The organism is Enterococcus sp. DIV1089c (genome assembly GCF_050530965.1).
Lineage (GTDB): Bacteria > Bacillota > Bacilli > Lactobacillales > Enterococcaceae > Enterococcus_B > Enterococcus_B hirae.
In genome coordinates, this window is the sequence record NZ_CP172888.1 from 1,016,996 (window position 1) to 1,032,419 (window position 15,424).

General features: G+C 36.2%; 10 protein-coding genes and 3 pseudogenes. 6 read left to right on the plus strand and 7 right to left on the minus strand.

Annotation, left to right across the window (positions count from 1 at the left end; all coding sequences use genetic code 11):
• Positions 1-156 precede the first annotated feature (156 nt).
• Positions 157-2,388, plus strand: coding sequence for a formate C-acetyltransferase (gene pflB / locus IGL30_RS04820; RefSeq protein WP_010719453.1), 2,232 nt, complete (start codon positions 157-159; stop codon positions 2,386-2,388).
• Between the two features lie 151 nt (positions 2,389-2,539).
• Positions 2,540-3,307 carry a pyruvate formate-lyase-activating protein gene (gene pflA, locus IGL30_RS04825; RefSeq protein WP_010737384.1) on the plus strand — a complete coding sequence of 256 codons (768 nt, stop codon included), beginning with the start codon at positions 2,540-2,542 and terminating at the stop codon, positions 3,305-3,307.
• 67 nt (positions 3,308-3,374) lie between these two features.
• On the opposite strand, the pseudogene IGL30_RS04830 reads toward pflA, so the two are convergent.
• Positions 3,375-3,571: pseudogene (locus tag IGL30_RS04830) on the minus strand (ISL3 family transposase); the annotation flags it as partial.
• 234 nt (positions 3,572-3,805) lie between these two features.
• Between IGL30_RS04830 and IGL30_RS04835 the strand changes: the two are divergent.
• Complete coding sequence (locus IGL30_RS04835) at positions 3,806-4,198, plus strand: LMxysn_1693 family intestinal colonization protein (protein WP_240210711.1); 393 nt, start codon at positions 3,806-3,808, stop codon at positions 4,196-4,198.
• Between the two features lie 138 nt (positions 4,199-4,336).
• On the opposite strand, the gene IGL30_RS04840 is transcribed toward IGL30_RS04835, so the two are convergent.
• The gene (locus IGL30_RS04840; protein WP_123874860.1) at positions 4,337-5,107 is read right to left on the minus strand and encodes a DeoR/GlpR family DNA-binding transcription regulator; all 771 of its coding nucleotides are present in this window, start codon (positions 5,105-5,107) and stop codon (positions 4,337-4,339) included.
• Positions 5,108-5,728: 621 nt separating this feature from the next.
• Here IGL30_RS04840 and IGL30_RS04845 point away from each other — a divergent pair.
• Positions 5,729-7,807, plus strand: a complete 2,079-nt coding sequence (locus IGL30_RS04845) for a helix-turn-helix domain-containing protein (RefSeq protein ID WP_123874859.1) — start codon at positions 5,729-5,731, stop codon at positions 7,805-7,807.
• Between the two features lie 275 nt (positions 7,808-8,082).
• Here IGL30_RS04845 and IGL30_RS04850 read toward each other — a convergent pair whose 3' ends face one another.
• From IGL30_RS04850 to IGL30_RS04870, 5 genes are all read right to left on the minus strand, one after another.
• A complete protein-coding gene (locus IGL30_RS04850) occupies positions 8,083-9,387 on the minus strand; it encodes an alpha-L-fucosidase (RefSeq protein WP_053766425.1) in 1,305 nt (434 codons plus the stop codon).
• 10 nt (positions 9,388-9,397) lie between these two features.
• Positions 9,398-9,883 carry a hypothetical protein gene (locus IGL30_RS04855; protein ID WP_088745518.1) on the minus strand — a complete coding sequence of 162 codons (486 nt, stop codon included), beginning with the start codon at positions 9,881-9,883 and terminating at the stop codon, positions 9,398-9,400.
• A gap of 15 nt (positions 9,884-9,898) precedes the next feature.
• Complete coding sequence (locus IGL30_RS04860) at positions 9,899-11,149, minus strand: hypothetical protein (protein ID WP_260221582.1); 1,251 nt, start codon at positions 11,147-11,149, stop codon at positions 9,899-9,901.
• Between the two features lie 14 nt (positions 11,150-11,163).
• Entirely contained in the window at positions 11,164-11,766 is a 603-nt protein-coding gene (locus IGL30_RS04865) for a hypothetical protein (protein ID WP_240210708.1), read from the minus strand.
• 422 nt (positions 11,767-12,188) lie between these two features.
• Positions 12,189-12,833 carry a DUF624 domain-containing protein gene (locus IGL30_RS04870; protein WP_088745517.1) on the minus strand — a complete coding sequence of 215 codons (645 nt, stop codon included), beginning with the start codon at positions 12,831-12,833 and terminating at the stop codon, positions 12,189-12,191.
• A 256-nt stretch (positions 12,834-13,089) separates the two neighbouring features.
• On the opposite strand from IGL30_RS04870, the pseudogene IGL30_RS04875 reads away from it, so the two are divergent.
• A pseudogene (locus tag IGL30_RS04875) lies at positions 13,090-14,435 on the plus strand (alpha-L-fucosidase).
• Positions 14,436-14,468: 33 nt separating this feature from the next.
• Positions 14,469-15,422 (plus strand): annotated as a pseudogene (locus IGL30_RS04880) (ABC transporter permease).
• The last annotated feature ends 2 nt before the right edge of the window (positions 15,423-15,424 follow it).

The following is a 15,424-nucleotide window of genomic DNA, read 5'->3' on the forward strand; positions in this document are numbered from 1 at the left end:
CTAAAGCTTGGTATATTAGCGTTTGTTGATATAAGTGAATAAAAACGCCATCTTTTGTTAAATAAAAAACAAGAAAACCCTTGCAAAGATGCTTGTCTGTGTTATACTAATCACGTAAAAACTGTTACATAAAACAGATAACGGGAGGTCCATACAATGGAGCAATGGAATGGATTTAAAGGAACGAAATGGAAAGAAGGCGTAGATACAAGAGACTTCATCCAAAATAACTACACTGAATACCGTGGAGACGACAGCTTTTTAGAAAAACCAACTGAAGCAACAGAAAAGCTTTGGGCAGAATTACAAAAACTAAATGATATTCAATTTGAACGCAATGGCGTTTATGACATGGACACAGAAATCGTTTCAACGATTACCTCACATGATGCAGGTTATTTAGACAAAGATCTTGAAAAAATCGTTGGTTTACAAACAGATAAACCATTGAAACAAGCATTTATGCCATTTGGTGGTATCAATATGGCTAACAATGCATTAACAAGTAATGGTTACACACCTAATGATGAGCTGACACATATCTTTAGCGATTGGCGTAAAACACATAACCAAGGTGTATTTGATGCCTACACAGCTGAAATGCGTGCAGCACGTAAAAACAAAATCATTACAGGCCTTCCAGATGCTTATGGACGTGGACGAATCATCGGCGACTACCGTCGTATCGCATTGTATGGTATTGACTATTTGATGGAACAAAAGAAAAAAGACCATGATATGACAGGTTTCCATACAATGGATGAAGAAGTCATTCGTCTTCGTGAAGAAATCACAGAACAATATCGTGCTTTAGCACAAATGAAAGAAATGGCTGCAAAATATGGCTATGATATCTCTAAACCAGCTGCTAATGCAAAAGAAGCAGTACAATGGTTATACTTCGGTTATTTAGCAGCAATCAAATCACAAAATGGTGCAGCAATGTCAATCGGACGTATCTCTGCTTTCCTAGATATCTATATCCAACGTGACTTAGATAATGGCGTGATCACCGAACAAGAAGCACAAGAATTGATCGATCACTTAGTCATGAAATTACGTATGGTGAAATTTGCCCGTACACCAGAATACAATCAATTATTCTCAGGATTCCCAATCTGGGCGACTCTTTCAATCGCTGGAATGGGCTTAGATGGACGCTCATTAGTAACTAAGAATGATTTCCGTCTATTGCACACATTGACTAACATGGGTCCTTCTCCTGAACCAAACTTAACAGTTTTATATTCAGAACATTTACCAGAAGGATTCAGAACTTATGCAAGTAAAATTGCAATCGAAAGCTCATCTATCCAATTTGAAAATGACAATCTTCTACGTGAACAATGGGGTTCAGATGATTGCGCTATTGCATGTTGTGTATCTGGAACAGTTGTTGGAAAAGACATGCAGTTCTTCGGTGCTCGTGCGAACTTAGCAAAAGCATTATTATACGCAATCAACGGTGGGGTTGATGAAGTAACTGGTGCCCAAGTTGCTCCTGAGTATCGTCCAATCACAGCTGATGTATTAGACTTTGAAGAAGTAAAACACAAATTTATGAATGTGATGGACTGGTTAGCTGAGTTATATGTGAATACATTAAACATCATCCATTATATGCATGATAAATATTCTTATGAAGCAGCTCAACTGGCATTGATGGATTCAGATTTGAAACGTACATTTGCAACAGGGATTGCTGGAATCTCTCATGCAGCGGATAGCTTGTCAGCAATCAAATATGCAGATGTGAAACCAATCCGTAACGAAAAAGGAATTGCTGTTGATTTCGAAGTAACTGGCGACTTCCCTAAATACGGAAATGACGATGATGCAGCAGATGAGTTAGCAGAATGGATCTTAGAATACTTTATGACACAAATCAAACGTCATAAAACTTACCGTAACTCCACACCAACAACGTCATTATTAACAATCACATCAAACGTGGTTTATGGTAAAAACACTGGTAACACACCTGATGGACGTGAAGCAGGTAAACCTCTTGCTCCTGGGGCAAACCCAAGTTACAATGCAGAACAAAATGGATTATTGGCAAGTCTTAACTCAACTGCTAAAATCAATTATGGTTATGCACGTGACGGGATCTCTAATACGCAAACGATCAATCCTTCCGGTCTTGGAAAAGATGAAGAAACACGTATCGGCAACTTGCGTAATGTATTAGATGGTTACTTCTCTAAGGGAGCGTACCATTTGAACGTCAATGTATTTAGTAATGATCTATTACGTGACGCTATGGAAAATCCAATGAAATACCCTAACTTGACGATCCGTGTCTCAGGTTATGCTGTTAAATTCCGTGATCTAACGAGAGAACAACAACTAGACGTATTGATGAGAACATCACACGATAGAATGTAAATCGGAATAAATAATACGATCTATCATTAAAAAGAACGATTGAAAAAGGTTGAGGGCAAGGCGGTGGTCTTTGCCCTCGTCTTTTCCTAGCAATCGGATGATTCAAGTGTCTTTTGAAATAAAATGAAATCAAAGAAAAGAAGTGATCCTTATGGAAGAAAAAACAATTGGCTATGTTCATTCGATCGAAACGTTTGGTTCTGTAGATGGACCAGGCGTTAGATTCGTCGTTTTTATGCAAGGTTGTCGCATGCGTTGTGAATTTTGTCATAATCCTGATACATGGAATATAGGCGGAGGAAAAGAATATACGGCGGATGAACTATTAGACCAAGCAGAGCGCTATCGTTCCTATTGGGGTTCAGAAGGCGGTATCACTGTTAGTGGAGGCGAACCTTTATTACAGATCGATTTTTTGATCGAACTGTTCAAGAAAGCGAAAGAGCGTGGTATGCATACTACGCTAGATACTTGTGGGAAGCCTTTCACGCGTGACGAACCATTCTTTTCTCGTTTTCAAGAATTGATGAAGTATACTGAATTGTTACTGTTTGATATCAAACACATCGACAACGAAGAGCATAAAAAGTTAACACGTTGGGATAATGAAAATATTCTGGAGATGGCGCAATATCTTTCTGAAATCAATAAACCAGTGTGGATCAGACACGTATTAGTTCCTGAACGCAGTGACTATGATGAATACTTGATTCGGCTAGATGACTTTATCAAGACATTGAACAATGTAGCTAAAGTAGAGATTCTACCTTACCATACGATGGGGAAATATAAGTGGGAAACACTTGGCTTAGATTATCCACTAGAAGGTATTGAACCGCCAACAAAAGAAAGAGTTGAGAATGCCAAACGACTACTTCACACAGAAGACTATCGAGGATATCTCAGTAATAAGAACTGAGTAGCTGTGTAAAATCAAATCTGGGTCAGAATGAATCTCATTCTGTCTCAGATTTTTTTCATTTACTTTAATTAATTGATTTAAATCTGTAAGTTACTCGTTTGGTTGTCTTTTCATGAGGATTCTTCGCTTCTATTTTCCCATTAGAGTACGGAGAAATCAGCGCATTGGTGTTCCCATCTTCATAGTACAGAAGGTTTGAAGCTTCACTCGAAAGCTTTCATCTTGCGTTTCTGGAATTTCTTTTAACAATGAACAAAAAAGAAAAAAGAGACATCACGTATGAACAAGCTTTTACAGGATTCTTTGAGGTAAATTAGTTAAAATTACAAATAGTTAACTAATATATGGGTGTTTTATCCTATTTTTTGATTGGTTTTATCGTAAAAATAAATAACAAAATTTATATAGAATAAATATTGACAACCTTAAATTTTTCTATTATTCTAAAAACACAGAAAACGTTTTCTTAATCTATTATTACTGAGAGAGAACACCATGAAAAAGCAATTATTTAAAACAATGTTATTATCAACGTCCATTTTGACTTTAGGTTCTGCCATTATGCCTAGCGTTAGAGTATTAGCTAGTGAGCATAATATTTCTAATATAGCTGCTTATTCTGATGATGACTATTATTACGTATTAGATGAATCTACTATTCAAACGAGAACTTGGTCAAAACCTCAAAACTGGTCAATCAAGAAAGGAACTCGAACTTATTTAGGTGTAGAAACTCATACCCGTGGTACAAAATTATCCATTAGTGATAATATTTTTGGAATGAAAATCGAATTAAATAGAACTACTTCTGCAAGTGGAAAATTTAAAAAATATCGTCAAAATGCAACAGCAAACACACAGTATATTGATTATATTCCTATTGGATAGTGATTGAATGGTTATTTTGTAGTACGTACTTACTCCTAACTTTTATTATTCCTTCGCTTGGTGTACCCTCGAATATTTATTTTTTATTTGAGCATAGTAGTATCTTCTTTTTCATTTTGTCAGTCGTCTTATTTTATTCTACTTTAATCCAAGAATTGAAAAAAAAATGTCATTTTTTTCAATGATTCTATGATAAATCTTAGGCGGTTTTTTATTGGTAACAATCGCATCATAATCATAATAATCACCTATCTTGAAAAAATGAGTAGAGTCAAATTTCGTTTCGTCAGCCAATAAAACAATCTCTTGTGCTTTATTCATCATTTCTTTTTTGATTTGTGCTTGATTGAAGTTTGCTTCATAAATCCCTTCATGGTCGAGCCCCCGGCAAGATAAAAAGGCAGCATTGAAACGAAAGGAACTGGTAATGGGATCAAGTGTATTTGAAATAACTGTACTAGCATTAAGTTTGACTTCACCGCCAGTCAAATAAATTTTTAAAGATTCGTTCTGACATTCACTTAACTTTAAAGCTGTACGCAAACCATTGGTAATGATAATTAAGTTAGGTATCTTAACAAGTAGTGGAATAAGGTGTAGAACCGTACTGCTGGAATCTAAAAAAATACACATACCTGGTGCAATAAAATCTCGTGCTAATTCACTGATGATCTTTTTTTCCGGGATATTACTGGCTTCTCTTTGAAGATAAGTATATTCCATGTTTGTCGTTTCGTTCAAGATCGCTCCGCCCCAAGTTCTGCGGATTAATTTTCGTTTTTCTAGCTCAAGTAATTCTCTGCGAAGTGTACTTATACTACAGTGAAGGTGAGTACAAAGTTCTTTGGAAGTTGCTTGTTTCTTTTTTACCAAATAGCTTAAAAGATCGCTTGTACGTCTAGTCTCCATTTTTTTCTCCAAGTTTTTCTTTTATTATAGCGCTTTCTTTTTGCGAATAAAATGCTTTTGAATAAAAATGAATGAGTTGAACAAAAATCTTGCTAATTTTTGAACAATGATCAAAATTTTAAGCAAGGATTTCCTTTGTTTGGAAAGCGCTTTATAATCGAGGCATACATACGTTGGAATAAAAGGAAACGATGGAAGAATAACAGATAAAAATTAGATTTGTGATATATGTAAATAAAATGTGGCTGCAAAAAGCTGGGGTGTCAGGATAATGAAAATGGTTCTATGAAGTTGATGGATCAGCTTTTTTAGGTATTTTCATCGGGATCAGCAGCCTGTAGATATCTATTCATTGACCAGTAAGGATGGAATTGTGAGGAGTAATTATAGAAATGAAAAGTTGCTATTTGTAACTAAAGCCCTAGATACCACGACAGGATTAGCTAAAGAATCAAGGAGGGACATATGGTACGAGAAGTTGCTACTAACGGGAAAAATAAACAGCACAGACAGCTTTCTAAGTCGATTTTATCTTATCTTTTTGTCTTTCTAGTGCCAATTTTTATGGTATCGTTAATTTGGTTTCATACGGCTAAATAAAGCATTAATCAGCAAGTTGTTTTGACAGCCAAAAATCAGTTACTCCAATTGAAGTACTCATCTGAAAATAAGTTTTTGCAATTGGATAATATCACTCAACATATTCCTTATAACACTAATCTTTCACCTGGAAGGCTTTCCCATAGTTATTATGCTCGGGAAGGACAGCTTAGCTTGCAACAATATAAGCTAAGTAATGATTTTGTTGAGGAAATTTATCTTTACTACAAAGAAAACCCAAATACATTATTTTCATCTACCGGTAGCTTGACAGTGGACAATTTTTTGCAACGAAAAATCAATAATCATTCGCTTGATAAAAAAGAGCTGCTTTCACATCTAGATAACGATATTCCAACTGGGCTAACCCTGAAAAAAGGACCCAATTCCACACAACTTTTTTACATTGTTCCAATTAAAGATGCAGAAATGCATTTTTATGGCGCAGCAATCTATTCAATCAATCTTTCGATTTTGAATAAGCTGTTGAATCTTTCCAATAGTGATGGCATCAGTACCAACTATCTGATTGATGACTCGTATCGTATTCTAGCAGCAGATACCAGTAATAACAAACTAACGGCGCATTTGCATCAGCCGAAGCAAATTCAAATGATCTTGCAACAGGATGATTTTTACTACAACCATCGAAACTATCTTGTCCAGTCTTTGAATAGCAGGGATTTGAATATGTCATTTGTTTCTGTAATGGATCCATCACAAGCTTTGACAAAGATCAATACCATCCACCAAAAGTTTTTAAAACTTTTTTTTGTGATATTTGTGTTTGGTCTAGTGCTTGTAGTGATTATAGGTACTCGTTTTTCACAGCCGATCCGCAACATTGAAAAATTGATTGATCAATATTATCGAAATAAAATCGGTGTAGCTGTTTCCAACGGGAATGTCTATGAAACGTTGGCGCAATTTTTGAACGAACATGAAGAGCTACATAAAGAAATTAAACGACAGACTCCCCATGCGAGAGAACAGGTCCTTAGAAAAATTTTAGGAGGGAAATTTAAGTCTCCAGAAGATTCATTAGTTCTACTGAACTCTGTCCAAATACATTTTACCGGTACTTGCTATTTTGTCGTCGTAGTTGATTATCCTATCCAGAGCATTGACGACACAGCTAATGAGTTACCGCTGAAAGTAAGTGGAAAGAACTTTTCGGGATATGGTACAGAGATCCTATCTGCAGGAGTGACCGCCTATATCTTTAGTACCTATGAAAAAACTAGTCACAAGAAAGTTGTAATAGAGATGATTCAGCAACTAAAAAAAGCGTGTTACGGTACTTTTAGGATAGGAGTAGGAAATAGTACTGAAAACCTTACGAAGATCAATGCTTCTTATATTGAAGGTTTGGCCGCATTAGACTATTCAACAGTAGAAAATAACTTTGTTTTCTATAATGAAATTCCAAGTGAAGAGTCTTCAACTAGCATTAATTACCCAGATGGAGAAAAACTGAAATTGATTCAAAGTCTGCGTCAAGGAGACTTAACGATCGCTGCGGAAACGATTGAATCGTTGATTGAGCGGGGGATTAAAGAACACTTTTCTTATAGTGGACAAAAAATGTATGGTTTTTATCTATTAAATGCAGTTGCTAAAGTAAGTAGTAATTTGCAAAATAAAACAATTTTGAAAAAAGCAGAAAGAAGTGCCAAGTTTAGTAATTTACTCGAATTGAAGCAACAATTATTAATGCTCGCAAAAATGATCTGTGAGGTTATGCAAGTTAAGCCACAAAATCAAGAGTCTGTGCTGAAAAAAGAATTGTTCGAATATCTTCACAAAAACTATGCTTCTTCCCAATTATCTATGGAAAAGTTGGCAGATGAATTTCAACTTTCCGTTTCGTATCTTAGCCGTTTTATCAAAAAAGAAACAGGTACTACTTTTTCAAAATATCTGCAAGAATTGCGGCTAGAAAAAATCAAGCAAGAATTAATAGAAACTGATTTACCAATAAAAACGATTATTCAAAAGAATGGTTATTATGATGTTTCAAATTATACGAGAAAATTCAGGACGAACGTTGGTGTGACTCCAGGTCAATACCGAACAATGAATAGAGAAGGAACTTTATAAGCAATAAATAGGAGTAAACTAAGGGGGGCATCGAACTGGAGCAGGACGAAGAAGTCATTTTATTTCCAGTTTTGAGCTTCTTACAAAAAAACAAGAGCAAATAATTGTAAAAGACTGAAATAACTACCCAAATTGTTGCTTTTTCAGCATACAACTTGGGTAGTTATTCAAATGTTTTACGATATTTCTCACTAAAAGTATGTTTTTACAAGCTTTCGATGCCAGTATTTTTTGTGAATCGACGAAGGAAGTATCATCTGCTTTATATTTGCTCTTTAATCGTCTTTCAAGGTAATTTCAATTACTGGGATCAGCACATCAGGCTTGATGATTGGCAAGGTGATGACAAGATCTTCTGGAGCAATGACTGCTTCTGTAGAAGTAATCACTTCGTCCGGATCAAATCCTCGATAAAAAATTTCCGAGCCATCATTGAGCAGACGAATAAACTCAACTTTACCTGCTAATCCTTTAAGATGAAGGTTGCGGTAAGGATAAGAAAAGAGATGCAGATAAAGCTTGTTTCCATTTTGTGTATATCGGCAATCGTCAGGAGCTTCAAAGGCGCTATATGAACAGCCAATGACAGATGCTTTGTGAAGGGTCATCCAATCCCCGATAGCATGAAGCCGTTCCAACGTTTTCGTATCAATCATTCCTCGTGGATTAGGACCAATATTCATCAAGAAATTCCCATTTTTTGAAACGGTATCAATCAGCATTTTCAAAAGCATCTCACTACTTTTCCATTCCATATTGTCACGGTCATACCCCCAAGTGCCATACATTGTCTGACAGGCTTCCCAGATAACAGGCATGCCGTTTTTCTCTAATGGTTTATCAGGTTGAAACTGTTCTGGAGTAGTGATGCCATGGCCTAAATCAAGTCGATCATTCAATAGGAGATGAGGTTGCAGTTCTAAGCAGAGCTTTTCTAGTGCTTCGCTATCCCAATCAATGTGCCCTTTTCCTTTTGACCATCCCCAATCGCGGTGGCTGTAAGAAAAATCGAACCATAAATAATCGATTTTTCCATATTCTGTCAGTAATTCTTTGACTTGTTCACGTAGATAGCGTTGATAAATCTTGATATCTCTTTCGGAATTTTTTTCTCGCAGTTTCTGGTTCTCTCTTTCAGGATGCAGTCCGTCCAGTGGGAAATGTTCATGGCGCCAATCGATCAGTGAATGATATAACCCGATTTTGATCCCGACTTTGCGAAAAGCCGGGAGTAGCTCTGCCAGAAGATCTCGTCCAAAAGCAGTATTGGTGATTTTGTAATCAGTTTGTTTCGTATCCCATAAGGCAAAGCCTTCATGATGTTTTGTCGTGAATACCATGTATTTTACCCCACAGCGAGCGGCTTCTTTTGCCCAAGCATCTGCATCAAACAAATCAGGGTTAAAATGCTGAAAATATTTTTTTGAATATTCCTCTAAAGAGACTTGTTCTGTGGTCATAAACCATTCGTGTCTAGCTCCCACACTGAACAAGCCAAAATGGATAAACAAACCAAAACGATCATGGATAAACCAGTTAGGATCAGGATAGTCGGTGGGCCAATTATTGAATTTTTTCATATGAACACTCCTAATTTAAAAATTGTGTATTTGTCATTGTTGTTTCTTTGATTTTCCATTCATTCTCTTCCAAAATAAAGGTGTGACATGCCGTTGTGATATGATCTCGATACGCCTTCTTCCCATGATTCACTGTTTTTTGTTTTGCCGCTACTAACATCGATTGAGGTGTTTGTTTGATTACTTCGAAAGAAAGCAGTTCATGACTGACATCATAGTCTTTAAAAAATTGCTGCATTTCTTTTGTGGTCGCTTTATGTGCATCTTTGACTAGTGTTGCTAAATAGTCGTTCAGATTTTTATCCGTTGCAGCCTTTAAATTTTGTTGCAAAAGCTGATGGCAGATGTTCGCAGTTCTTTGATTATTGATTTTCCCAGTGATTTTAGTAGATGTCTGTTTTGCTTCGACACGAGGCACGTTTCTGACAAGCTGAGAAGCAGCAGTGACCAACAAAAAAATACTCAGAATGACCAAAAAAAGAGTTCTCTTTTTCATTTTTTATCCCTGCCTTTAGATATCTGATAGTTTACTAGCACTATAAATTCCATGGAACAAGTTTCGCCCGACACCGCTTGCTGTTTTGAAAGGAGCATCGAAGGGTAAAGGCGTTTGCTCAAGCTCAGGCAATTGCTTGATTTCTCCTGTTAAAAATTTATTCAGTCGCCAAACGGTTGTTTCTATCCGACTTTTTAAGGCACCGTAACGAAGATCGATAATTTCATAGCCAAAGGGTTTATTCCATTCAAACCATAGCTGGCGATGGAGGTGTTGCAACTCATTGATCTTTTTGGTGAGAACTTCCAGTTCGTGAAGGATTAGTTGTAACTGGTCATTCCTTTTTGATTGGTAGGCTCGATAAGAGCGACCGATCAAATTTGTTTTTATAAAAAGGACTTGTGCTAATTTCTGATAAAAAGTAAACATCGTTTGTGTGTCCTCATTAGCTGTTACGCTAGATAGTTTCTCACTTAAGTCCTTATAATGCGAAGGAAGTTCTAAATTTTGCAGATCAACATCGTAAAGACCGTATAATAGATCTTGATAAAGTGCCAACTTACTACTATTTGATCCATCAGGGTTATTTTTTTCTACACCTTTCGTCTGATCAAAAGCATCTAGCAGTAAAAAATCATCAGCCTCAAGATGGTGGAAGAGACGGAAACGCTCTTTAATCAGTTCCATGCTTACTTCAGGAGCAAATTGTTCCTCGCTGAATTGTTGTAATCCTAACAAACTTGCGATGATCGGTGTTTCAGCACTATCATCGCCCCATAAAGTAGCATAAACTTCGTTGATTTTTTCCTCTTTTGCGACAGAAAGACTAGCACTGGTCGTTTCAAACGATTTTCCATAATTTGGTGCAAGACCATTCCACGTCCAGATACCGCCCGCAAAAACGATCGGTCGTTGCAATTTTTTATGATTTGAAAAATGCAATTGGTATTCTTCTTTTGAATGATGGTAATAATCCCAATAAACCATACTAATTTCAGGAATCTTTGCAATCAAATCTTCTGGAAAATGTACGTCTTTATCGTAATAGTCTCCTGACTTTGAACCGATTCTAAAAAACATATCGCTCCACATCATGGGCTGTAACTGATAGTTTCTACAGATTTCCATTACTTTTTTCAGATGCTTTTCCATAATATCAAAGCGATCGATCAAACCATGCTGGGTTAAATAATGACCACGTCCCAGATCATGAGCTTCGTCCATCCCGATATGAATTTTTGACGTTTTAAAAGCGGCTGCGATCACAGAAATTGCACGATCTAAAAATTGATATGTTTTTCCTCTTCCACAAGGAGAATATCACTTGTATCTCTCATGCCATTGGCAAATCCCCATTTTAGCGGATTAGTTAAATGAGCCAGCGTTTGAATACAAGGAATCAGCTCGATCCCTACCGTCTCTGCAAAAGCATCCAACGCCTTTAATTCCTCAAGAGAATAGGCACCACGACAATAACCAAAATAAGGATAATCAGGGATTTGATACGTATCTTCCATATAAAGCATGCAGCTATTTAATCCCATCTTGCTACAAAGAACAAAAAAGTGTTTCAGCTGATCAACAGTCATCACAGCATTTCTAGAAAGATCTACCATGGGCCCAATTTTTTCAAATTGCGGAAACTCTTCATAAACAAATTCTTCTTCACAGCGATCTAACCAGAGTGACAGCGCTCGAAAAAGATGGGCTTTTTCCTGAAAATAGATAAACGTTTCGTTTTCTTTATTTTCAATTTTTAATGAACCGTTGCGCTGAATCAGTTGGAGTGGTTTTCCATTATCTGAAATAGTTAACGCTAATTCGTTTGTCGCAATTTCAAAAAAATCACGCATGACATCTGTAAGTTCGATTGAAACTTGCATAATAACCTCCTCGAAGTAATCGTTTTCATTTTCAGTATATAGCACTTGTAAAAAAAGAAAATAACTAGCTTGAAAGTACATAATCTGTTTATTTGACATAGTGAAAGTTGATGAATATACATAGCCAATCAGCTTCTGGAAAATAATAAATGAAAGAAAAAACGAAAGGGATAAGTAACAGGTAGTAGCCTTAGCAAAAATTGAAAAAAGGCTTGAGTCAACGATTGGCAGAAGGTTCCCTTTGATGGCGACAATTATGAATAAGGAGTGAAACAGACATTTGACTTTTACCTAAAGGGCTGACGAATCGCATTGTAGATTGTAAGTTAAAAAAAGAGCTATTATTGAGGTTTCCTTGTAAAATCTCCTCGCAGTTCTGTTACAGCTTTTAGCTGTTTGTTTGATTTAAGGTTTGTTTTTTGTTATTGCGGTAACGTACGATTTTTTTCTTCAATTTTAATCATTGATTGCAAAGAGAACCAACTTAATGGCAAACAGAATAAAGGCACAAAAGCCACGATTGTCAAAATTGGGAAAAAGGTAGAGACAGCCGTCACGACAAAGATCCCCAGAATAATCGCTACGGTTTCAATCAAGCTACACAAAGATAGAAATAATGCTTGTTTGAAATATTGTGTGAATGACAAATCATAACGTAAAAATACTGGGAATAAATAAAGAATGACTATGACAGTTGCGATAAATAATAATAAGATCCCCATATGAATGAAAGGGTTTTGTAAATACACAGCTGCAATTCTCAGATCCATCCATAGAAATCCTAGTAACATGCCAGCAGCATAGCCTAGTTGATTTGTTGAAATAAACAGATTATTGAAGCTTGTTTGAAAATCTGAATATAAGACTTGAGGAATTTGTTTTTCTTCAAATAAATGATAGAAAAATTTGAGAACGGTAACACTTGCGGGAAAAGTTCCTAGTAGAATACAACCTTTTAATACCGATAAAAACCAAAATACTTGGAGCTTGATGAGAAAAAGCAAGAATTTTCCTAAAGAATAGGTGAAATCAAAAATAGAATGTGGTGATCGTTTATGTTGATTCATAGCTAAAACCTCCTTGTATTAGTCATACAGCTCTTTTTATTATAGTAAGGTTTATTTATGTTTTCTATCAGTATGCGATTATTACATAGCTTTTTCTACTTTTACATAGTTACTTTCCGACTAAGAGATAAGATATAGATATCCTCTAAATAAGTTACGCTTTATGCTGTTTTTACATAGCTTATGCTTTTTACATATTGCTGTTGCCTTGCTTTTTTTGTAAATTTAAAGCACAAACATGGAAGGGGTTTCATAAATGGCGATACGCGGAGATATCGAAGTACCTAAAGAGGTTGAATTAGATCATAGGACTTATCCAGAAACAGAAATGCTAAAAGAACGATTAGAATGGTTTCAAGATTTAAAACTTGGCGTGATTTTTCACTACGGACTTTATGCTCAAGCAGGAATCGTAGAATCTTGGCAACTTTCTGAAAAAGACCTTTGGGCAAGAGAAGGGCGTGAGTTTCGGAAAGATTTTAAACAACTGCAACTAGACTACTTGAATTTGATTAAAGAGTTTAACCCAGAAAAATTACAGGCAAAGAAATGGGCAAGTATATGTAAAGAAGCAGGCTTTAAGTATTGTATTTTTACAACGAAACATCACGATGGGTTTAATATGTACAATACTCTTGAAACAGAATATAAGGTTGGTGGTAAACAAAGCCCGTTTAAAAGAGATATTTTAAAAGAAGTTTTTGAGGCTTTTCGTAAAGAAGAAATAGCAACAGGAGCCTACTATTCAAAAGCCGATTGGTATTCGTCGTTTTATTGGTTGGATGACGATACGATCAAGGGGCGTCATGCGAGCTATGATACGGAACGTTACCCAGAAATTTGGCAACGTTACGTAAGTTTTGTTCATAATCAGATTAAAGAAATCACGCATAACTATGTCATGTGGATCTTTTATGGTTAGATGCTGGTTGGTGTGGACAGAAAAAAGAAGACCTGGAAATGGATCGATTAGCAGAAATCGCTCGTGAGAAGCAACCGGAATTAATTATTGTGGATCGTATGATGGGGGGCAGACATGAGAACTATGTGACCCCTGAACGAAAGGTGCCAGAACTAGCTGAAATTCCCAAGAAAGTTTGGGAAAGTAATATCCCGATTGGTGATGATTGGGGCTATGTACCAAATGATCGCTTTAAGAGTTCCCAAGAACTATTGGAAACTTTTGTCGATGTGGTCAGCAAAGGTGGGAATTTGATCTTAGGAGTTGGGCCAAAACCAGATGGTACCTTTACTGATGAAGAAACCAAAATCTTACAGGAAATTGGGAATTGGCTAAATATCTATGGAGAAGGAATCTATGAAACTCGCTCACAACCTAAAGAATGGCAAAATCAGTGGAAATTAACATACAGCAAAGATCAAACCATACATTATGCCTTTCAAAGTATTCGCTTTGCACAAGAAAAAATATTTTTAGCTGACATTGAGGCCGAGAAACATCATGTGATTAAAGATTTATCTACAAAAAAAGAATTAGAAGTATATACGGAAGAAGATCAAATATATATCCTCAGCAGTGAATTAGAGAAACCAGCAATTGGGCTGATTGGTCTTGAAATTTTAAAAAAGCCACAAGAATAGAGATGAGTGAACTTCATAAAAGGAGGTTAAAAAATGGCTGATGCATTACTTGATGTCAATAAAGAGAAAGAGAAAACAAAATGGTCAGAGATCAAAAAAAAATTATATAAAAGCCGACAGCTGTATATTTTTGTCATTCCAGCATTGGTGGTGGTTGCTGTTTTTTCTTACGGTCCCATGTACGGCGTGATTATAGCATTCAAGGATTATATCCCATCATTAGGAATTTTTGGAAGTCCTTGGGTAGGATTTAAGCATTTCCAACGTTTTTTTGATTCCTACTATTTCTGGGATCTAATTAAAAACACGTTAGGTATCAGTATATATTCTTTGGTCGTAGGATTTCCGCTACCGATTATTTTAGCATTAGCACTAAATGAGTTGAAAGATGGAAAATTTAAAAAATTTACGCAGACAGTGACTTATGCACCTAATTTTATTTCAGTCGTTGTCGTATGCGGTATGTTAATTGCTTTTTTGACGCCTTCCACCGGTATTATTAACCATCTACTGGTTTTTCTAGGTTTTGAGCGAATTAGTTTCATGACAGATCCTCGTTGGTTTAAAACGATCTACGTATTATCTGGGGTTTAGCAAGGAACAGGATGGGGTTCAGTGATTTATTTAGCTGCATTATCTGGTGTTGATACACAGCTTCATGAAGCTGCAACTGTCGATGGTGCAACGAGATGGCAAAGAATCTGGTATATCAACTTACCGACTATCATTCCTACTATGGTTATTTTACTGATCATGAATGTAGGGAGTTTGATGTCATTAGGTTATGAAAAAATCCTGTTGATGCAAAATGCGTTGAATATGGATTCTTCAAATGTGATTGCCACGTTTGTTTACAAACAAGGGTTGCTTGACGCACAGTACAGCTATGCATCAGCTGTCGGACTGTTCAATGCAGCAATCAACGCATTTTTATTGATCACAGTAAATAAAATTTCGCGTAAAGTCAGCGAAACAAGTTTATGGTAATG